The organism is Dechloromonas sp. ARDL1, assembly GCF_051122455.1.
Taxonomy (GTDB): Bacteria; Pseudomonadota; Gammaproteobacteria; order Burkholderiales; family Rhodocyclaceae; genus Azonexus.
The window spans coordinates 3,531,593-3,552,420 of record NZ_CP168939.1 but is presented as its reverse complement, the minus strand read 5'-3'; the positions used below and the strand labels follow the sequence as shown (position 1 = coordinate 3,552,420).

General features: G+C 59.2%; 15 protein-coding genes. 8 read left to right on the top strand and 7 right to left on the bottom strand.

Annotation, left to right across the window (positions count from 1 at the left end; translation table 11 throughout):
- Positions 1-98: 98 nt before the first annotated feature.
- The 5 genes from AB6Q56_RS17645 to AB6Q56_RS17625 form a co-directional block, all read right to left on the bottom strand.
- Positions 99-1,616 carry a substrate-binding domain-containing protein gene (locus AB6Q56_RS17645; RefSeq protein ID WP_434514355.1) on the bottom strand — a complete coding sequence of 506 codons (1,518 nt, stop codon included), beginning with the start codon at positions 1,614-1,616 and terminating at the stop codon, positions 99-101.
- Positions 1,617-1,643: 27 nt separating this feature from the next.
- Positions 1,644-2,426, bottom strand: a complete 783-nt coding sequence (locus AB6Q56_RS17640; protein ID WP_434514354.1) for a PEP-CTERM sorting domain-containing protein — start codon at positions 2,424-2,426, stop codon at positions 1,644-1,646.
- Between the two features lie 420 nt (positions 2,427-2,846).
- Entirely contained in the window at positions 2,847-3,608 is a 762-nt protein-coding gene (gene epsA, locus AB6Q56_RS17635; protein ID WP_434514353.1) for an XrtB/PEP-CTERM-associated transcriptional regulator EpsA, read from the bottom strand.
- A 12-nt stretch (positions 3,609-3,620) separates the two neighbouring features.
- A complete protein-coding gene (locus AB6Q56_RS17630; RefSeq protein ID WP_434514352.1) occupies positions 3,621-4,412 on the bottom strand; it encodes an ankyrin repeat domain-containing protein in 792 nt (263 codons plus the stop codon).
- 119 nt (positions 4,413-4,531) lie between these two features.
- Positions 4,532-4,912 (bottom strand): PilZ domain-containing protein, encoded by a 381-nt coding sequence (locus AB6Q56_RS17625; protein ID WP_434514351.1) that lies wholly within the window; start codon positions 4,910-4,912, stop codon positions 4,532-4,534.
- Between the two features lie 274 nt (positions 4,913-5,186).
- Between AB6Q56_RS17625 and AB6Q56_RS17620 the strand changes: the two genes are divergently transcribed.
- The 8 genes from AB6Q56_RS17620 (at position 5,187) to AB6Q56_RS17585 (ending at position 18,089) form a co-directional block, all read left to right on the top strand.
- Entirely contained in the window at positions 5,187-7,469 is a 2,283-nt protein-coding gene (locus AB6Q56_RS17620) for a putative bifunctional diguanylate cyclase/phosphodiesterase (protein WP_434514350.1), read from the top strand.
- The gene (locus AB6Q56_RS17615; protein ID WP_434514349.1) at positions 7,466-8,365 is read left to right on the top strand and encodes a phosphate/phosphite/phosphonate ABC transporter substrate-binding protein; all 900 of its coding nucleotides are present in this window, start codon (positions 7,466-7,468) and stop codon (positions 8,363-8,365) included. Before AB6Q56_RS17620 ends, AB6Q56_RS17615 begins: the two co-directional genes overlap by 4 nt.
- 86 nt (positions 8,366-8,451) lie before the next feature.
- On the top strand, positions 8,452-8,763 hold the full coding sequence (locus tag AB6Q56_RS17610) for a hypothetical protein (RefSeq protein ID WP_434514348.1): 312 nt from the start codon (positions 8,452-8,454) through the stop codon (positions 8,761-8,763).
- Between the two features lie 156 nt (positions 8,764-8,919).
- A complete protein-coding gene (locus AB6Q56_RS17605; protein WP_434514347.1) occupies positions 8,920-9,681 on the top strand; it encodes a PEP-CTERM sorting domain-containing protein in 762 nt (253 codons plus the stop codon).
- Positions 9,682-9,702: 21 nt separating this feature from the next.
- Positions 9,703-12,030 carry a 5'-nucleotidase C-terminal domain-containing protein gene (locus AB6Q56_RS17600; protein WP_434514346.1) on the top strand — a complete coding sequence of 776 codons (2,328 nt, stop codon included), beginning with the start codon at positions 9,703-9,705 and terminating at the stop codon, positions 12,028-12,030.
- Positions 12,031-12,060: 30 nt separating this feature from the next.
- Positions 12,061-12,534, top strand: coding sequence for a PEP-CTERM sorting domain-containing protein (locus AB6Q56_RS17595; RefSeq protein ID WP_434514345.1), 474 nt, complete (start codon positions 12,061-12,063; stop codon positions 12,532-12,534).
- A gap of 140 nt (positions 12,535-12,674) precedes the next feature.
- A complete protein-coding gene (locus AB6Q56_RS17590) occupies positions 12,675-15,695 on the top strand; it encodes an ExeM/NucH family extracellular endonuclease (protein WP_434514344.1) in 3,021 nt (1,006 codons plus the stop codon).
- A gap of 1,107 nt (positions 15,696-16,802) precedes the next feature.
- Positions 16,803-18,089 carry an ATP-binding protein gene (locus AB6Q56_RS17585; RefSeq protein WP_434514343.1) on the top strand — a complete coding sequence of 429 codons (1,287 nt, stop codon included), beginning with the start codon at positions 16,803-16,805 and terminating at the stop codon, positions 18,087-18,089.
- 397 nt (positions 18,090-18,486) lie between these two features.
- Here the strand turns inward: AB6Q56_RS17585 and istB are convergent, their stop codons facing one another.
- Positions 18,487-19,287, bottom strand: coding sequence for an IS21-like element helper ATPase IstB (gene istB, locus AB6Q56_RS17580; protein ID WP_434517117.1), 801 nt, complete (start codon positions 19,285-19,287; stop codon positions 18,487-18,489).
- A complete protein-coding gene (gene istA, locus AB6Q56_RS17575; RefSeq protein ID WP_434517118.1) occupies positions 19,277-20,773 on the bottom strand; it encodes an IS21 family transposase in 1,497 nt (498 codons plus the stop codon). Before istA ends, istB begins: the two co-directional genes overlap by 11 nt.
- Positions 20,774-20,828 lie beyond the last annotated feature (55 nt).

The window sequence follows — 20,828 nt, the reverse complement described above, 5'->3', positions numbered from 1 at the left end:
ATTTAACATTACCCACCCCCAAAAAAAACGGCCCGCCGAAGCGGGCCGAAATTGCTGCTGTGCCGCCATTGCGGCGGCGGGATGAGTCTGCGAGAGAATCAGTCGTTGTAGTTGCGGTTGTACGGCGCGCACTGGTTGTTGCCGAGGTAGGCGGCGTCGAGCATCTGCGAACCCGGGCCGGCCGGGAAGTCAAACGGTGCGTCCTGACCCGGGATGGCCATGGCGACGTTCTTCAGGCTTGAAACGACGGCGAGAACGGCCGGATCGCTGACCTTGGCAGCGAAGTTCTCGAGCAGCGCCTTCTTGTTGCCCGTGGTGCGGCTCGGCAGGTTGAACGACACCCAGCCTTGCAGATCCCAGTCGCCATTTTCGTAGGCGGTCTTGGTCGGGAACTTGCCGGTACCGGTCAGCGAGGAGCCATCGACCACCGCCGTACCGCCAGCCTGCAGGTCAGCCGTCATCTTGCCGGCGCCGTCGAGCGAGCGGAACTGCCAGTTGCCGGCCGCCGTCGAGGAGGAAAGGCTGTCCATCGACAGAACGCCGATCGCCTTGTGGCCGGCGCCGTTGAAGGTAACCTTGACGAGGTTGCCGTCGCGGTCGGCGGTATCGTAGCTACCGCCGGTGACAGCCTTGTTCAGGCAGTCGCGGACCTGACCGGAAGTCGAGTTCTCGACGACGACGACACCACCGGTGCCGGCATTGATCGTGTACTGGCCGGTGTAGTTCTTCGTAACGCCAGCAACAGTTTCGCTGAAGTCGGTACCGTCGTAGTTGCCGGAGGTATCGCGGTCCGCCGGGGTATTCGCGTCGCCGCTGCACGGATAGCTGCCGGCCCACAGGTTCATGACAGCCTGCGTACCCGAACCCGGAACACGACGGCAGATGACGATATCGCCCGATTCGGCGGCGTCGACCTGATTCCAAGTACCGACGTTACCGGACATGATTGCCGCGACAGTCGAGCGCGTGAACTTCACGTTGGAGCCAACGGTTTTGGTCACCGGAATACCGAAGGCCAAGCCATAGATCGGACGGGCAGCAAGGTCGGCAAGTTCGGCGGCGTTAAGTTCAGCCGCAGCGGTTTCACCCTCGGTGTTGACCGGATTCTTGAACAGCGCCGGAGCGACATCGGAAACACCGGCATCCGGGATGCGAGTGGTGGTCGAGCACTTGTACGGCGCCGCCGCAGTACCGGAACCCAGCGAACCGCAGTTGGCGGCGAGAACATCCAGCGCTTCGATCGATTCGGCGCGGGCAACCGGATTGACGCCCATGACCGAGCCGCCCTTGACGCGGTACACCACAACCACGTTGGAACCGGCAGGCCAGCCGCCCGCGGCAACAGCCAGGGTGCCGGCGACGGCGAGGTGGTCGTTCGAATCGATGTTCTTGGTGTTATCGACGCCCAGGAAGAACGGCGTGCCGGAGAACAGGGACGCCACACCGGCGGCGAAGCCCTTCTGAACGGCGGAAGCGCCGGAAATGAAGACGACGCGGCCGTTGCTATTGGCATCGTTGAGGATGGTCGTCTGCGCGGCGGTCAGGGCAGCGTGAGCGGAACCTGCCATGGAGGCGAGCGCGAGCGCGCAAAGAGCGGAGAGTTTCTTGATTTGCATGGGATTGTTCCTTGAAGTGTGGATGAATCAAGCCTGCTTCTGCGAACGGCGGCGAGCGACCGCGCCAATCAGGCCCAGACCAGCCAGCAGCATGGCGTACTCAGACGGTTCCGGAACGGCCTGAACGGCGGCGATGTGCAAGCCAGCGGCGTCAACCCAAGAACGAACGGCAACACCACCGTCGTCATAGGCGTTGTTGGTGCCCTTGGTGATGCCGGAAGCGGCGGCAAGAGTCTTCTGGAACACCACGCCATTGTCATAGCTGTTGTTGGCAAAAGATCCCGAGGTATCGAAATTGAACTTGTTGTTGATCTTGTCGCCAATCAGCTTACCGGTATAGGAATCGGCAGTATTCGACGTAGTCACAGCGAAATTGCCGGTCAGGATCGGGTTGACGTTGTTAAGGTAGGTCTGGATATTGCCGGCGCCGGTGCGCAGCACGTCGCTATTGCTGTTGGTCGCGGGAAGAACGGCAGCGCCCACAGTGGTCAAGATACGACGCTGCGCGACGGTATCGGTGGCGAGGATGCTCCACTGCAGCGTCGTCGTATTGGCGGTAGCCAGCCAGGAGGTGAACGAGGAATTGAAATCACTACCCCAAATCAGGTTCTGATTGCCAGCAGCAGCCAGGTTGGCTTCATAGGCATCAATGGACATGGCCATGTCATAGTTGTATGAGGTCTGGCCATCCCAGGCGTTGAAGAACAAGCCGCCGTTACCACCAGCACCGTTGTCGATCGCAGCGCTGGCGGTACCAGCAACAGCGACCAGCGCGACGGCCGCAGCGAGAGTCTTGAGAGAAAACTTCATTGAATTACCCCTAACCAAAAATAGTTGAACGACCCCCCTTGCGGGGAAAGCGCGACATGTTCGGCAGTGGCATCTGGCTTGGGCGCCCGCTCACACGAACCGCGGATGGCATATTTTTCGCCGGACAGAGGATTCCGCCGCCATGTCGTCAGGGGGTACTTTAGAAGCCGGAAATGACGTCCATTAGCAGGAAAAGGGAGAATTTAATCGGCCGATGGAACCACGTTGCAGGTCCGTTCGGCTCATGCCAGCCGGGGCGCTTTGTCATACTCTGTAACACAAGCGCGGACATGAACAAACATGCCTACAAGCTAGGCACTTGCGCTCTCGGGCAAGGCTGTCGGCACGGATACGGGAGACCAGGATGCGCCGACGAAATATCGCGCCGTGACCCTGTCCGAACGTGCCTGCCAAGCAGCTTCAGTTCGCTGCCGAATCCCCGATCAGCCTGGCCTTGACAGCCTTGGCAACGGCCTGGGCGCGGTTGGCCACTTCGAGCTTGCGCAGGATGTTCTGGACGTGGTTTTTGACCGTCAGAGGGCTGAGTTCCAGCGTCAGGGCGATTTGCTGGTTGGTCTTGCCGTCGCGGATCAGGGAAATAACCTCGGCTTCCCGGCCGCTCAGCTTGACACCGGGACGCAGGCGACGCCCGGGGGCATCGTGCTCGGACTGCAGCATGCGATAGAGGGTGACATAGAGGTAAGGCATCAGGACTTCGGCAAAGTAGGCGTGCCGCCGGTTTGGTGGCTGCGGCATGCGCAGGAAGACGAAGAACCCGGCATTGACGCGGGTAAATTCCCGCACGCCATGGGCCAGCGCGTTACCGAATCCCAAACTCGCCAGGCGAGTTCCGATTTTGCCTCCGCCCTGCTCGGCAGCGTACATGCGCGGCGTGCCGCCGGCATTTTGCCAGTCGTCGACCATGGCCTGTACCAGTTCATCGATTTCGCGCAGCATCGCCCGGTCTTCATAGATATTCGCCCGAGCCAGGACTTCGCAGCGAAAGCCGGGCGTGTCGTACTCACCATAGCCGACAATAAGAATGTCATGGGGCAAAAATCCCTGCAGCGCACCCTGCGACCAAAGAAAATATTGGTGGCGACGATGAACTTGCTGCGATGACTCGATAGTGATGAGCAACCGCTCCACCTCCAGCGGGCTAAGAGTAACCAGGGTATCCATGTTCGCCGTGCTCTAATCGACGTCGATCGGCCATGCCTCACGCACGGCGCCGTGCCGGAGAAGAATTTCCTCGGCCAAGGGACGGTCGAAGCGGCGAGCCCAGTAGAGAGCTGTCAGCCCCTTGCGATCAGGTAAGTCGGGATCGACCCCAGCCGCCAGCAAGGCTTGCAGCGACCCATGGCTACCGCGCGCTGCCGCCAATGCCAGAGGGTGCATTCCTTCCCGGTCATAGCGGGCAACCGCTGGCTCGGCCTTGAGCAAGGATTCCACAACAAGCGCATGGTCGTAACGCACCGCGTCATGAAGCGGCGTGCCGCGATTGTCGCCGGCCATGTCGGGCCGAGCGCCGCCACGTAACAGAATGGTCACCAGGTCGTTACGCCCCTCGGCGGCCGCCATACCAAGCGGGGTGAGGCCGATGGCGCCCTTGACATCGGGGCTGGCCCCGCGCTGCAACAACAGGCGCACCGATTCCGCACTGCCCGCCGCCACTGCAGCAACCAGCGGCCGCTCTCCGTTCGCATCGCTTCCGTTGGCCAGTGCGCCGGCATTGAGCAGGCGTTTCACCTGCTCGGCATCTCCCGTCCGGCAGGCCGCAATCAACTCGACTGTGACAGAAGGCACCACGGGCAGCGTATCACTCCACACCGGGTTGCTGACAGCAGCCATCTGCTCCGGCAGCGAGCGTTGTCGTATCTCGCCGCCAGCGACACGCGGATAGACCGCGCCCGACTCCTCGAATGCCATGGCAACCCCGGGAATGAGGACAAACAGGGAAACCTGGGCGATCATTTTTAGGGGCATAGTGAAGATTCAGTAACCGGGGAAAGATGACGACTGTATCAACCCTTGTTTACCCTTGTGTTGCGGAATCAAGACAAGGCCGCCGATTTGCACCGCGGCGAAGCGCCTCACAATTACCTTCAGGCTACGGCCTCTCCGGCCCCAAGCATGTCCGGCAATTTACGCTCCAGCAGACTACTCACTCCGAGATTCATCGCCACCACCCGGGCCAGTACGCCGCTGGTTGCCGCATCGATATCGTGCAACTCGAGACCGACCAGCCCTTCCCGACAGTAGACGACGACGGCTGCTGCAGCTCCGACCTCCTCTTGTCCGGCATGATAAATTTCAAGGCGGCAGACCGTCCCCGGTGGGAGTTCCAGCGGCTCCGCCGAAGAAAACAGCGCCCCCTTGAGCGACACATCGAGAATGCTGCCCAGGTGCTGCCGTTCGCCAATGGCCAAAAAGCCTCGCGAATGGAAGGGAAAGCGGGGAAAACGGCGACGCTCATCGGTAGTCATGGCAATAGTGAATAGTTGGTTGGTCGGTATTACGAGGAGCGAGCGTAGCCGCCTGATGTTACAAAGTGCTTTCCAGTACCTGAAACATCGTGGCAACAAATTGGCAACATAATCCGCCCCATCCCCGCCCCTCGCTCCATGGAATGACTCGACGGCCCATCCTCCCCCCTGCCGGCATCGCTTGCACACTTTGCCCATGAGGCAACCGGGCATCGTGATCCGCGGCCGCATCTGGCTAAGGCGCCGTTTTCGCAGGGGGTGGAATGGCGCGCTGTTGGCCAGCATCCTTCTTTCGCTAGCCCTGCTGGGAATAACCTGGGCCATTGTCTGGCAAAAGCTGGAGGGCGATCGCCGGGTGGTCGGCGAAAGTGCACGCATGCAGCAGGAAAGCCTGACCGCCACGATCTCCGAGAACCTCAACCAAGTCCTGGATCGCGGGCATCTTCTCGCCCTCGCTGCCGGTCAGGTAGCCGACTGCAGTGCAGAATCATCTGCCCCACTGCTCGGCGCTTTGCGGACAGCTGACCGGGCATTCCTGCGGGTTGCTCTTTACGACATGGGCCTGCGTCCAATCTACGCTTCTTCATCCATGCCCGCGGACGCCGCGCTCGTCGAAGCGCTACACAACCTATCCACCGCCTCGCGCAACACACCCCGTCCGACACCCCGAGTCGCCCCCCGCCCAGCAACCGCCGAACAGGCATGGGAGGTTCCCCTGCTCTACCCGGTATTCGGAACCGGCGGTACACCTTGCGGAATCCTGATCACCGTGCTGGACCTCGGTTACTTTCTCAGCCTGTACCAGGAAATCGACATTGGCGCCTCGGGCGCTATCGAACTGCTGGACAGTACCGGGCTGCTCATCGCCCGTGCTCGCCCGAGTGGCATGGATTCGCTGGAGACGGAATATCGCTCGGCAAAGTATCTGTCGCCGGCCGGCACGCGTGGCTCGATCGTCATTCCCGCCGAAGCGGAAGCGCCGGCGCTTCAGGCCAGTTTTCGCCACCTCGACGACTATCCGCTGGTCGTTGCCGTCAGCCGCGAGATCAATGAACTCCATGACGGCTATTTCACCGCCCGCGGCCGTTTCCTGTCCATGCTGCTTTTGCTCAGCGCCGTCGTCATCGGCGCCACGCTGTGGATTGCCGCCGCCATGCACCGTGGCCAGCGCCTGGTAGCCCGCCTGGCCAGGGCCGATGCTGACAAGCATCGCCTGATTCTACAATTGCAGGACGAGAAGCACCGGGCCTACGAGCTCGCCTCCCACGATCACCTGACCGGCCTGCCCAACCGGAGGATGTTCTTCGAACTGGGCGCCAGCCACCTCGCCCGTGCCAAACGCAGCCGCAAGCACTATGGCCTGATGTACGTGGACCTGGATCGCTTCAAGACCATCAACGATTCGCTCGGCCACCATATCGGCGATCTGTTGTTGCAGACCGTTGCAGCGCGCCTGCGCTCCGTGCTGCGCGACTCCGATGTCGTCGCTCGTCTTGGCGGCGACGAATTTGTCGCGCTGCTCACCGGCCTGGAACGGCGCGAGGACCTTGCCATCGTCGCCGACAAGCTGATCGAGATTGTAGGCCGGCCCTGCCATAATCTGGATGGCCACGACATTCAGGTCAGTCCCAGCATCGGCATTGCCGTGTTCCCGCGCGACGGACACGACATCGAGTCCCTGAGCCGCCACGCCGATGCCGCCATGTACCAGTCCAAGCGTGCCGGCAAGGGGCGCTATACTTTCTACGATCCAACCCTCAACCCTGCCTGCGAGCGCCAATTCGAATTGGAGCAGGGGTTGCCCAAGGCCATTATCGAGAACGAACTGGTTCTCCATTACCAGCCGAAGGTCAGTCTGGCCGATTTCCGGATCACCGGATTCGAGGTCTTGCTGCGGTGGCAACATCCAGAGTTTGGTCTGGTCTATCCACAGGAATTCATCGGATTGGCGGAAACTACTGGCCTGACAGTTCCTATCGGCGATTGGGTTGCCGAAGCCTGCTGCCGGCAACTGGCCGAGTGGCGTGCCGAAGGGTTGGCGATGGTGCCGCTAGCCATGAACGTAACCGCCCGACAACTGGCTGACATCGAACTTCCCCGGCGCATTGCGACCCTGCTCCGTGCATACGACGTGCCGTCCTCACTCCTCGAAATCGAAATAACTGAAAGCAGCCTGGTCGAATCCATCGAAGTCGCGGGGCAGATCCTGCGGGAGCTTGAGGCCATGGGCATCGGCATCGCCCTTGATGACTTCGGAAACGGCTATTCCAGCCTCGGCTACGTCCGGACCTTGCCGATCCACACCATCAAGATCGATCGATCCTTCATCAACGACATCCGCAACAGCCCGGATGACGAAATCATCGTTGGCACCATCGTTACCCTCGCCCACAATCTCAAGATGCGCGTCGTTGCGGAAGGTGTGGAACTCATCGACCAACTGATCCATTTGAAGACCGTTGGCTGCGATGAAGTCCAGGGCTTCTACCTTAGCCGCCCAGCCCCCGCCGAAACTGCCCGCCAGCAGCTCCTCAAAGGAGGGCTACTACAGCCATGACTCGTACCTTTCTCTCGCTGCGCCGTTTCCTGCTCCCCCTGCTTGGCCTAATTCTGCATACCGCTCTGCCGGCATACGCCGAGGAGTGCGACGACCCCAACCCACTCCGCCTGGCCCTGATTCCCAAGAAAAATCCGGAAACCCTTGCTGCAGAATACCAACCCCTGATCCAGCTTCTGGAAAAAAAACTGGCCCGGCCAGTCCTCCTGCAGTCGGCGCCCTCTTACGGCACAGTCATCGAGGCACTCCTCGCCGGTCGGGCCGACCTGGCCGAACTCGGCCCGGCTGCCTACGCCATGGTCAAGAAGCGGGCACCGGAAACCGTTGCCTTCGCTTCCTTTTCATTGCAGCACGGTCCGCACACCCCTTCCGGTAACCACTACCAAGCCCTGCTCATCGTCCGCCAGGAACGGCCCTTCAAGAAGCCGGAAGACCTGCGTGGCGCCACCCTGAGTCTGACCGATCCGGCCAGCACCTCCGGGGCATTGATTCCATCCCAGATATTCGCACAACGCCTGGGAATGCCACTGCACAGCCATTTCAAACGCGTCAGCTACGCCGGCTCCCACGACCGTGCCATCCTCTCCGTACAGCGACGCCAGGTCGATGCCGCCTTCGTTTCCAGCAGCCGTCTGGACGAAGCGATGCGCAAGGGCAGCGTAGCCCCCGGCGAGATCGCGGTACTGTGGAAATCCGATCCCATTCCATACGATCCCTTCGTTCATCGCGGGCGCCTCTGCGCACCGCTGGCAGCAAAAATCCGTCAAGCCTTCCTGAACAATAACGAGGCCCTGAGCGGGATGTTCCACAATCTGCAGATGACCGGATTCATCCCGGTCGATGATGAGCGTTACCGGGATATCCGCCAGCTCTACGACAACCAGCCACCAAAGTAGGCACCGCGTTCACACAAGCGCAACAGGAACCCGGCATGCTCCGCCTGCATCGGCGGTTGCCCGCCGCAACGGTTGTGAATGATCCAATGAACGATACCCTCCTTGCCATCGACCCAGCCCGCCATGAACTGGCCGCCCTGCGCCAGGCCATAAAGCATCTTGCCGTCCGCTGCGGCATCGACATTGCTGACCGAGCCAGCATCCGTGCCCTGCTCGCCGGCGACCTCGCCGCCTTGCCGGATGCCGACTCGCCGAATTACATCGAATTACGCACCATGCTTTCCCTGCTGTACCGCCTGGAGGACAGCACTAGCGAAGACATTGGCATCGACGGCCTGCAACGCCTGTGGCGGCAACATGGCGAAATCATCGATGCTCATACCCGCAGAAACGCCTGAGGCCAGGTTGTTACAGAGTGCGCCCCCAAACTAGTCCATTCGGACCATTCCTGCGCCTTTCCAAACAGTAACCAATGTCATATCCAGCCCCTAATCTGAACCCATGATCGCCACGCTAGGCGATCCCGGGTCCAACACTTCAACAGGGGTTAAAACATGATTCGCAAGACTGCTCTCGCACTATTGCTGGCCGCGGCTGGTGTCAATGCCCATGCGGCGCTCTCGGCCGGCGATATTGCCTTCACTGCCTTCAATGCAGACGAGGATGGTCTCTCCTTCGTCGCCCTCGCCAGCATCGAAGCAAACACTGCGATCTATTTCTCGGACAACGAATGGAGTGGCGCAGCATTCAACACAGGCGAAAGCTACAACAAGTGGACCTCCGGTAACGTTGCTGTCGCAGCCGGTACCGTCATTCGCCTCAGCGCCTACGACAAGACCACCTTGTCGGCATCAGTCGGCACCCTGTCCCGCGAAACGGTTTCCGGTAGCAGCAACTGGGGCATCGCCAACTCCAACGAAACCATCTATGCCTACCTTGGCAGCAATGCATCGACACCGACCACCTTCCTGGCCGCCATCACCAATGGCAGCTTTTCGGTTGATGGTTCCCTGATTGGGACCGGCCTGACTGAAGGCGTCAATGCCATCCGCCTGAACGCCAATGCGCCCAGCGCTACCCCGGATTACGCTGAATACACCGGCAGCCGTACCGGTGAGGCGAACTTTGGTTCCTATCTGCCGGCGCTAGCCAATCCGTCCAACTGGATGGTGGACACGACAAACGGTTCCTATGCCAGTGCCGTTCCTGACACTACTGCCTTCACCGTCACCACGGTTCCAGAACCCAAGAACTACGCCATGTTCCTTGCCGGTATCGGCCTGATGGGCTTCATGGCCCGCCGTCGCAGCCGCTGATCGACAACGGAGAAAACACTCATGCGCCCCATGCTCAAACCGCTCACCCTGGCCCTTGCTCTGGCCCTGCCGGGCTACGCCCTGGCTGAAAGCCTCACTGTCCTGCACGTCGGCGACCAGGAATCCTGGCTCATTTCCGCCCAGGGCAACCTGCGCGACAACGCCGGCCAGCCCATTTCCTTCTATGGCGGCGTCGATCGCCTCGCCAGCGTGATCGCCAACACCAAGGCTGCCGCCACCGCAACCGGGAAATCCGTCGTCACGCTGAATGCCGGCGACTCCTTCCTGCCCGGCCCGCGCCTGACGGCGAGCTTCGCCAACCTGGCCAACGCTCACCCGGAAGATGGTGGTCAGGATTTCTACGATGCCATTGCCGCCCGGCAGATCGGTTTCGACGCCACTACCTTCGGCAACCACGAGTTTGACCTCGACAACACCGGCCCGGTCGCTGCCCGCTTCGCCAAGGTTTCCGGTTCCACCTACCTGTCGGTCAACCTCGACTTCGGCGTCACTCCCGAACTCGCCGACCTGGAAGCCTCCGGCAAGGTCGCCAAGTCCAAGATCATCACCACAAAGGGTGGCAAGAAAATCGGCATCATCGGTGCGACGACGCCGCTATTGCCAGGCATTTCCTCGCCGCCTGACGGCATCATGAAGAGTTGGAGCGCAAGCAATACCGAAGACCAGAACATCCAGGCCATGCTGCCGCTCGTTCAGGCAGAGATTGACCGCTTGCGTAACGACGAAAGCGTGACAGTCGTCATCGTCATGAGCCACCTGCAGAGCGCGCAGAACGAGATCACCAAGATGATCCCCGGCCTGAGCGGCGTAGACCTCGTCATCTCCGGCGGCGGTCACGAACTTATGAGCGACCCCGACGACCTGCTGATCAATGGTGGTGTCGCCCCGTCCTACAAGACGCACCCGGTTTATGCCAACGATGCTGCAGGCAAGGCTGTTCCGGTCGTTACCGGTCACTTCGGCAACCGCTATGTAGGCGAAGTCAACCTGACCATCGATGACGCGAGCGGTCGTGTCACAAGCCTCGACAGCACCCGCATGATCCGCGTCTCCGGCGCTACCGCCGACGCTGATAGGGTGACCGGCGATGCCACACTCAACGCGACAGTCGTGACCCCGGTGCTGAACTACATTTCGGCCCTCAACGCCCAAGTGATCGGCACCACCGCGACCAAGTTGAATGGCCCGACCCACGCTGCCTGTACGCCTGTAGCCCCGGCTACTCGCTGCACCTTCACCGCTGGTGTGCGCAATGCCGAAACCGGCCTCGGCAACTTGGTTGCCGACGCCATGCGCTTTGCCGGCAAGACCGACGTGGCGATCCAGAACGGCGGTGGCATCCGCACCAACATTTCCGCAGCCGGCAACGTCACGATGGGCGACACCTTCAACATCCTGCCCTTCACCAACCTGGTCAAACGCGCACCGGCCATGAATGCCGCCCAGCTCAAGGACATCCTGGAGCACTCCGTCAGCTCAGCCAGCCCGAATGGTGCGGTCAATGGCAAATTCGCTCAGGTTTCAGGCATGAAGGTGTTCTACGACACCAGCAGGACGGCGCGCAGTTCCATCGTTGCCAACGTAGGCACCGGGGACCGTGTTCGCCGTGTTGTACTCGACGACGGTACAGTGCTGATCGATAACGGCGCAGTGGTCAACGGGACACGCAACTTCTCCTTCACCACCATCGACTTCACGGCCAACGGCGGCGACAACTACCCGTTCGCCGCCAATGGCGTGATGTTCGAGAACGATCCATTCACCATCACCTATCAGGAAGCCTTGGCCAACTACATCAAGGCCCCGAAGGCCAATGGCGGCCTGCAGCGGGATGACGCAACCGAAGGTGACGAGATCACTGTCAACCTCTATGGCCTTGAAAACCCGTACGACGCCTACGGTCGTCTGGTTGACCAAGCCATTGCCGTGGTGACCCCGGGGATCATGAAAAACGGCACAGCCGGCCGCGACAAACTCATCGGCACGGCTGGCGACGATGTCATCACCGGCGGCCCGGGAGCAGACATCCTGACCGGCGGTGCCGGCGGCGACAAGTTCGTCTATAACAGCTTGCGCGATGCAGGCGACGTGATCACCGACTTCACCCCCTACGCCGACAGCATCGACCTGAGCCCCCTGCTCAACAGCCTCGGCATCGTCCCAGCGCAAGCAGTCGCCAACGGCCACATAGTGATCAAGGACGTCACCGGCGGCGCTAACCTGCAAATTGACATCGACGGCAATGGCCCGGCCGCTCCCTTCCCGCTGGTCACGCTCAAGGGCCTGACAGCCAAGCAGATCATCCCGGCACGCGACCTCGGCCTGTAACTCATATCGACCCCATTCAGGAGATTTTCCATGCGCAACATCCTCCGCACCACCGCCTTGGCCGCCGCGCTGCTGGCCGCCCTGCCCGCTGCCCAGGCCGCGACCCAAAACTATTCGTTCTTGGGTACGCTGAACACCATTCAGTTCTCCGGCAGTTTCAGCTTCGACGACTCCCTGCTGGCGGTTTTCGATGCAGCCGAGCCGCTGCTGACCGTCGCCCCGCTAATCAATTTTTCTATGACCTACAACGATGTCGGCTATTCGTTGGGTGACGCTTGGGCCGCCCCCGATGTTTCCTACTACAACGGCGCATTCCTCGGCCTGTCGCTATCGAATGACGCCATGACATTCGTTCCCGGCTTGAGCAATGCCAGCGACGCCTACGTTACCGACGGCCTGAATACGGCCAACGTCATTTACGCCGCTGTTCCGGAACCCGAAACCTACGCCATGTTCCTGGCCGGCCTCGGTTTGCTGGCCCTGCGTCGTCGCCAGCAACGCTAGACAAAGCGGAAGCACAAACAACGAGATGGCTCACTCAGCCATCTCTTCTTTTACCAGCCCGCCAGGGCGCCGGTAGGGGTTGGCTTATCTGCGATTTTGCCGGCCCAGCCCACTGCCGCATAACCAAAGCAGAGCAAGCCATGAAAACGCGCCACACTCCCAGCCTCCGCCTCTCCATCATCGCCGCCAGCCTGCTGGCAGCCGCCCCCGCCTTCGCCGCATCGGACGTCGTCATCTCGCAGGTCTATGGCGGCGGCGGCAATAGCGGCGCCACCTACAAGAACGATTTCATTGAACTGTTCAACCGTGGCACCGCTCCGGTCAGCCTGGCCGGCTGGTCGGTGCAATACGCCTCGGCAACGGGCTCATCCTGGAGCAACAAGACCGATCTACCCGCTATATCGTTGCAACCGGGCCAGTATTTCCTGATCCAGCAGGCAGCCGGCACAGGTGGCACCGTCAGCCTGCCGGCCCCCGATGCCTTGGGGAGCATCGCCTTGAGCGGCACTAACGGTAAGGTCGCTTTGGTCGCTTCGACGATCGCACTCACCGGCACCAACCCAACCGGCTACGTCGACCTGGTCGGCTACGGCACCGCCAATCACGCCGAAGGTAGCGCAGCTCCGGCACTGACCAACACCACCGCCGCCGTTCGAAGCAACGTCTGTATCGACACCGACAACAATGCATCCGATTTCGGCGCCGTCGCCCCCAACCCGCGCAATAGTGCCACGCCGCTCTCTCCGTGTGGTGGCGGCACAGTGAATACCCTCATTGCCCCCTCTTGCCCGCCCCTCACCATCGATGCTGGCACGGCCGGCAGCATCGTCATCAGCGCTACCGATAGCGACAGTACGGTCAACAGCATCGCCGCCGGCACCCTGCCCAGCGGCATCACGCTCGACAGGATCACTCCCGCTTCGGGCGATGGCGGCACCGCCAGCGCCACGCTCAATGTTGCAGCCGGCACCGCCATCGGCAACTACAGCATTCCCATCAACTTCAGCAACGATGATGCCCAGAGCGCCAGTTGCACGGCAACGGTCACCGTTCAGACCGCCGCCGGCATTACCCGCATCTACGACATTCAAGGCAGCGGCACCGCCAGCCCGCTGACCGGAAATTCCGTTACCACCGAAGGCGTCGTCACTGCCGTTTTCCCCAACCTGAACGGCTATTACCTGCAAGACGAGAACGGTGACAACAATCTCCAGACGTCGGACGGTATTTTCGTCTACGCCCCCGGGGCCAGTGTCGTCGTAGGTCAGAAGCTGCGCCTGAACGCAAGCGTCGCCGAATTCAACACCGTCACCGAACTGACCAACCCGAGCAACGTGCAGGTGCTGGGCAGCGGTTTCACCATTGCGCCGACCCCCATCACGCTACCGGAAAGTGTCGAAGGCGACCTGGAACGCTACGAGGGCATGCTGGTTCGCATCACCACGCCGCTGACCGTTTCGCAGAACTATTTCCAGGGGCGCTACGGCCAGGTTACGCTGTCGGCAGACGGCCGGCTGGAGATTCCGACCAATCGTTACCCGCCTGGTTCGTCGGATGCGCTCGCGCTGGCTGACGAAAACGCCCGCCGCCGGATCGTGCTCGACGACGGTTCCAGTGCGCAGAATCCGAACCCCATCCCCTTCATGGGCCTCGACGGCACGCTACGCGCCGGCGACACGGTTTCCCAGTTGGTCGGGGTAATCGACCATGGCCTGATCACCTCGAACGGCACCGGCCCGCGCGACTACAAACTACACCCTACTGTTTCGCCTGTCTTCTCGCGGACCCATCCGCGTACCGCCGTGCCGAATTCCGTCGGTGGCAACGTCAAGGTGGCCAGCTTCAACGTGCTGAACTACTTCACCACCTTTACCGATGGCACCACCGCCAGCGGCCAGACCGGCCAGGGCTGCACGCTGGGTGGTTCGACTGCCGCCAGCAACTGCCGCGGCGCCAATAACGCCGCCGAATTCGTTCGACAGCAGGCCAAGATCGTCGCTGCCATCAAGGCAATCAACGCCGATGTCGTCGGTCTTATGGAAATTCAGAACAACGGAACGACTGCCGTCCAGAATCTGGTCAATGCCCTCAACACGGCCTACGGCAGCAACGTCTACGCCGCTGTAAGCAACCTGAACGGCCCGACCGGTACCGACGCCATCCGCGTTGCGATGATCTACAAGCCGACCACCCTAATGCTTGATGGCGCAGCAATTGCCGACAGCGATGCGATCCACAACCGCCCGCCGCTCGCCCAGACCTTCCGAGCGGCCAACGGCGAGAAATTCTCGGTTGTCGTCAATCACTTCAAATCGAAGAGTTGTTCCGATGCCAGCGGTGCCGATGCCGACCAAGGTGATGGCCAGAGCTGTTACAACGGCCGTCGTCAGCAACAATCCACGGCACTGCTCGGCTTCATCGATACGGTCAAGTCACAGGCCGGCGACAACGATGTACTGGTTATCGGCGATCTCAACAGCTACGGCATGGAAGATCCCATCCGGCGCCTGACCGACGGCGGCCTGGTCAACGAAATTGCTGCCCGCATTGCCGAGCCGTACTCCTACACCTTCGACAGCGAGAGCGGCTATCTCGACCATGCTTTGGCCAGCACCAGCTTGTCTGCTCAGATCACCGGCGTCACCGAATGGCACATCAATACCGACGAGCCCTCCGTCATCGACTACAACACCGAGTTCAAACCGCAGGACCTGTACAGTGCCACACCGTACCGTTCTTCCGACCACGATCCGGTCATCGTCGGCATCAACTTGCTTAAGACGATCAATGGCACTGCCGGCCGTGACAATATCGTTGGCACTGCCGGCGATGATGTCATCACTGGCGGCCCGGGTACCGACACGCTAACCGGTGGCACCGGCGCTGACCAATTCGTTTTTACCAATTTGCGCGACGCCATGGACACCATCACCGATTTCGAGGTGGGCAAGGATCGGATCGACATGTCTCAGCTGATGCATTCAGTCGGCATCTCCAGTTCCGATCCCTTTCAGGACGGATACGTAACCTGCAAGGTCGTTGGCAACGATGCCGTCATCGGAATCGATCCAGATGCAACCGGCCCAGCTACCGTCAGAAACATTGTGGTGCTGAAGAACATCAAATGTGCAGATGTCTATGCCAATGCGCTTCAGTTCTGACCATTTTGCTAACCAGGCTCCCGTATTACATGCAATTTGGGCGATCAAAACTGAATAACAAAGGCACATCCGAACCTGCCCGATGATCTAAGGAAGCATCAGTGCGGCCTTTACCCGTATGCAGTTTTCAACACGTCTAAACTGCCAGAGATCGCCATGAAAATAGGCTCCGATTAATCGGAGCCTATTGGTTTTAGCGCTCCAAGATCGAATCACAATCCACCAAACAAGTCTCATCAGGGCAAAATATCCGATTACACCCACATGCATAGGATGGAAAAAAGCCTCGCACGGCGTATCGCCATCCCCCAATCCATCGACCCACTAACCGCAATATCAGACGGGATATTGCACTAGAGCAACGCTGACCCTGAGAAATCTTTTCTCGGTAGAAGTCTGATTAAACGGATAAATCCGTGTTAATTCAAAATTCGACAATCCGATGGAATGTCATATCGTGGTCATGAATTAAGGGACGCTACCAGCGGCTTTGGCCGAAGTGCAACCTGATGCGGGGTGTCCAGGCTTAACCTGATAGCGAGGGGGCTCCAGCTAATGGGCGCTATTCGATTTTCGTGATCGCGGCAAATCCCCTTCAAAAACAGCAACTATTTTCTTGTCAAGACTTGACTTGTTCACAACATCGATTTTCTCAGCCAACTTTGTGCAACGCAGCATGATATTTATTTCAAATTTATTTCAATAACCGGATACATCAATATAATCAACTGGTTAGACGCTTGATTATTATTGGTGCGACGTAAGTAAAGTCCTTATGGAACGACTACTTAGCGAGCTTCTACAGGACTTTTCCACACAGTTATCCACAGGATTTGGGGATAACCGTATAAACCCTTTATGTATCGGGGGGTTGCTTGCGTTAGATGACCTTAAAGGTGAGCCAAAATCCTCTCAGCTTCTGGCACATGGTTGAAGAATTGATCGCGCCAACAGATGTTCAACACATGACTACCACTGGTGGTGCGCCCAGATAGTCACTACCTTTGCATTGCCACACTGCCCCCCCCCTTCTGAGTAAGTCACGTGTTAGTCACATTTTGCCGTCAAAGTCAAAGGAACTCCCTGACAAGCCAAGCGCCCCCCTTTATGTCGAAACATCAAAAAAAGACGGATCCTTTCGATGCGCGAAGTGATGCGAAGTACGCCGCGGATCTCTGCCATGAGACGCGCTGTGTTGACGAGGACGATCTAAACAATGAAGTTTGGAAGATTTTCGATAGGCATCCGGCGCTGTCGAGCTTGCCTGTTGTAAAAAAGAAAACGGTCGTCGGACTCATCAATAGAGAGCGTTTCATGTCCCAGTTGGCAGGACGCTTTCACTGGGAGATATATGGAAAAAAGCGCTGTTCGAAATTGATGGAAGAGTCCCCTTTGGTCGTTGAGGCTGATACGACCATTCCAGAAATAGCGCGAATCCTGGTCGCTACAGGCAGCCCGTCTATCCTTGCCGACAGCTTCATCATTACGGACAACGGAGAGTTAATGGGTATCGGTCATGCTGCCGACGTCATGGCCACACTTCTTGTGCAGGAACGTGAGAATGCCGAAGAGCTTAGACGCCATCGTGATCATCTTGAGCAATTGGTCTCTGAGAGAACGGTCGAATTACTGACGGCGAAACAGTCAGCCGAGCGGGCCAATAAAGCAAAAAGTGAATTTGTGGCCAATATTTCCCATGAGCTCAGAACTCCACTCCATGGTGTGCTGACGCTTTCCAGGCTCGGTAGTGACCGCCTTGATACCGCACCGCGTGACAAGATCCGACGTTACTTTTCCGAAATCTCGGAATGTGCCGCCCGTTTATCGGATCTGGTCAGTGAGCTATTAGAGCTTGGTGCCTTGGATGCTGGGACGATACGGCTCAAGCCAGTTGAAGCAGATCTGCTCAAACTTCTGCACAAGATCACGAATGACTTGAGGGAGTCTGCGGCCAATAAAGGTATTGAGCTATTTTTCGACAAGCCAATCGAGAGCGCCCCTATATTCTGCGATCCCTTGCGTATCAGCCAAGCATTACGAAACGTTATTTCCAATGCAATCAAATATTCACCCAACGATTCCATTGTTACGATCCGGTTCCGTTGGAAACTTCGGGCCGGCGCCAGCGAAAGTAGCGCACCAGCTGCAGCCATTGTTCAGGTCATTGATCGCGGGCCGGGTATCCCGAATAACGAAATTGATAGTATTTTCGAGCGGTTTACGCAATCAAGCCTGACCAAAACTGGCGCTGGAGGAAAAGGCTTGGGACTGGCTATTGCTCGAGAATTGCTGGAGTTGCACGGAGGAGGTATTACCGCCAGAAACAATCCAAATGGCGGCGCTTGTTTTAGTATGGAAATACCTCCACACCCTCAGTCTGCCTTAAATCGATAATGAGGCTATGCGCTTAGGTAACGGATCGGCGGCGCCAGAATCGCTTCAAGCCGGAGGGAGACATCGGAGCGTAGCGCTATCCTCTGAAGCATCAGAGAGTATTCGCCCCACAGCAATCGTATTCGATTGGCAAAGCGAACAATTCATCTGGACTCATGTCGTTGTTGTTGGGGCCCTCAACACCACTCCTTGGCTCCGAAACGAGCCTAAAGTGTCGGCGCGCGTTTAAATTTGACCACCTGTGCGCGTTGAATTTTGACCAGGTGTGATAGCCACCTGACATAGGTGGGCTTGTGGATAAGTGTAGCTCAGAACAACTGATTTCCGAGCCACGACGAATGCGTTGGGAAAGCCGTGGAGGACGGAGTCCGGAACGGATTTCCCAACGCGGCCTCGATCAGAACGGATCTGCTTCGGGTGGATTTCCCCGCTTGCTCTGCTCCCGCGCCTTGATCCTCGACTTGGCCGTTGCCGTGCTGTGCCGGAAGCGAAACGACTCATTCCCGGTCTCGACGATATGGCAGTGATGCGTCAGCCGGTCGAGCAAGGCAGTGGTCATCTTGGCATCGCCAAAGACGCTCGGCCATTCGGCGAAGGTCAGATTGGTCGTGATCATCACACTGGTGTGCTCGTAGAGTTTCGACAGCAAGTGGAACAGCAAGGCGCCACCGGCCTGACTGAACGGCAAATAGCCCAACTCATCGAGGATGACCAGATCCATGCGCAGCAGCCCCAAGGCAATCCGCCCGGCTTTGCCAGCAGCCTTCTCCTGTTCCAGCGCATTGACCAGATCAACCGTCGAGAAGAAACGCACCCGCTTGCTGTGATGGGTAATGCCCGAGACACCCAGCGCCGTCGCGAGGTGGGTCTTGCCAGTGCCCGTGCCACCAATGAACACGACGTTCTGGGCTTCCTCGGCAAAGGAGAGGTCGGCCAGTTGCCGGATCAGCTTCTGATCCACCTTCGATTGTTCGAAGTCGAATCCGGCCAGATCACGATGTACCGGGAAGCGGGCCGCATGCATCTGATAGCCAATCGAACGCATCACTCGATCAGTATGCTCGGCTTGCAGTAGATGTTCGATCAGCCAACGTGAGGCTTCGACACGGCTGCTACCGTTGGCTGTCAGCTCCTCCCAGGCACCGGCCATGCCGTGCAAACGCAGTTCCTTGAACTCGCTCATCAGCTCACGCATGATCAGTCACCTCGGTACGCAAGCGGTCATAGCGGCCGGTATCGGCAATCGGTACTTCGCTGAGGGTGAGTGGCGTTTCCACCGGTGGCGGCATGGGACCCGACTTCAGGCGGTTGAGCATGTTCTCGATGTGCTCGGCACTGGGTAGGCCGGACTCCAGCACCAGATCGACGGCAACCAGCACCGCTTCCAGATCAAACTGCGAAATTGCCGATAGCACTTTGGCCATCACCCGATCACCACCTTCCCGGCGCAGGAGCAAGCTGCGTAATCGTTGCAATGGCTCCGGCATGTCGGCAAACGGCGCGCCATTTCTCAAGGCCCCTGGCTTGCGTTCGATCAGCGGGATGTAGTGCTGCCAGTCGTAGAGGGTTTGCTGCCGACTGAAGTTGCGGGGATGACTGGCCACCCGAGTATCGTGCGCCACAATGTCGATCCGTTCCGGATAAAGACGCAGGCTGACGGCTTGGCCCACCAGTTCGCACGGTACCGAGTAGCGGTTGCGATCCAGCGTCACCAGGCAGGTGCTCGATACCTTGCCCAAGGTTTCGACGTAGCCATCGAAGGATGCGACCATCGGCATCAGGCTCGGTTGTTCGTGTTCGAGCATCTCGGCCACTGTCAGGTCAGCGTACTCGGGATGACGCAATTCCTGCCACAGCCCCCGGCAGCGCTCGAGCAGCCAGACGTTCAGTTCGGTGAATGAACTGAATCGCTCCTTGCCGGCATCCTGCCAGAGACGGAGCCGACTATCCTGGACGTTCTTCTCGACGACGCCTTTCTCCCAGCCGCTGGCGACATTGCAGAAATCCGGATCAAACAGGTAGTGGGAGGCCATCGCCGAGAAGCGCGAATTGACGATGCGGGATTTGCCTTTCTGCACCTTATCCACGGCCGTCTTCATATTGTCGTAGATGCCGCGCCGGGGAATGCCACCCAGCGCCGCAAACGAGCGGGTATGGGCATCGAACAGCATCTCGTGACCTTGCGTCGGATAGGCTTGAACGACAAAGGCCCGACTGGCGCAGAGTTTCAGATGTGAGGCGAGAATCTTGCGCCAGACCCCGCCAATGACCAGATGCTCTTCGCTCCAGTCGAACTGGAAGGCTTCGCCCAACTCGAAGTGGAGCGGAACGAAGGCTTTACTGACGGCTGCACCGCCATCGGCCCGCCAGCGCCGGATGAATTCGGTGACCCGGCAGTAGGTACCGGTGAATCCGGCGGCCTGCAATTCGCCAAACAGTTTCAGTGCTGTGCGCCGATCCCGTTTCGGACGGCGGGCATCCGCCTCCAGTGCCTTGATCAGGCGCGCCGCATACGGGGCAATCTTGATGTTCGGGTTCTGCCGTTCGTACTTCGGCTCCGCCCCTTCCGGTGTCCGTAACCAACGTTTGACGGTGTTCCGGCTATACCCCGTCTTCCGCGAAATCTCGGACAGCGATAGGCCATCCCGATAAAACAACCGCCGAATCCTTCCCAGATCCTTCATGGTGATCATCTCCTAAAATCCTGCTCAAAAAATGAGCGGACGAGTTAATCACCCT

What these genes read in the sequence shown, in the direction of transcription:
- AB6Q56_RS17645 (WP_434514355.1), bottom strand. Translation starts at nt 1,616, where the DNA reads ATGCAAATCAAGAAACTCTCCGCTCTTTGCGCGCTCGCGCTCGCCTCC.
- AB6Q56_RS17640 (WP_434514354.1), bottom strand. Translation starts at nt 2,426, where the DNA reads ATGAAGTTTTCTCTCAAGACTCTCGCTGCGGCCGTCGCGCTGGTCGCT.
- epsA (WP_434514353.1), bottom strand. Translation starts at nt 3,608, where the DNA reads ATGGATACCCTGGTTACTCTTAGCCCGCTGGAGGTGGAGCGGTTGCTC.
- AB6Q56_RS17630 (WP_434514352.1), bottom strand. Translation starts at nt 4,412, where the DNA reads ATGCCCCTAAAAATGATCGCCCAGGTTTCCCTGTTTGTCCTCATTCCC.
- AB6Q56_RS17625 (WP_434514351.1), bottom strand. Translation starts at nt 4,912, where the DNA reads ATGACTACCGATGAGCGTCGCCGTTTTCCCCGCTTTCCCTTCCATTCG.
- AB6Q56_RS17615 (WP_434514349.1), top strand. Translation starts at nt 7,466, where the DNA reads ATGACTCGTACCTTTCTCTCGCTGCGCCGTTTCCTGCTCCCCCTGCTT.
- AB6Q56_RS17610 (WP_434514348.1), top strand. Translation starts at nt 8,452, where the DNA reads ATGAACGATACCCTCCTTGCCATCGACCCAGCCCGCCATGAACTGGCC.
- AB6Q56_RS17605 (WP_434514347.1), top strand. Translation starts at nt 8,920, where the DNA reads ATGATTCGCAAGACTGCTCTCGCACTATTGCTGGCCGCGGCTGGTGTC.
- AB6Q56_RS17600 (WP_434514346.1), top strand. Translation starts at nt 9,703, where the DNA reads ATGCGCCCCATGCTCAAACCGCTCACCCTGGCCCTTGCTCTGGCCCTG.
- AB6Q56_RS17595 (WP_434514345.1), top strand. Translation starts at nt 12,061, where the DNA reads ATGCGCAACATCCTCCGCACCACCGCCTTGGCCGCCGCGCTGCTGGCC.
- AB6Q56_RS17590 (WP_434514344.1), top strand. Translation starts at nt 12,675, where the DNA reads ATGAAAACGCGCCACACTCCCAGCCTCCGCCTCTCCATCATCGCCGCC.
- AB6Q56_RS17585 (WP_434514343.1), top strand. Translation starts at nt 16,803, where the DNA reads ATGTCGAAACATCAAAAAAAGACGGATCCTTTCGATGCGCGAAGTGAT.
- istA (WP_434517118.1), bottom strand. Translation starts at nt 20,773, where the DNA reads ATGAAGGATCTGGGAAGGATTCGGCGGTTGTTTTATCGGGATGGCCTA.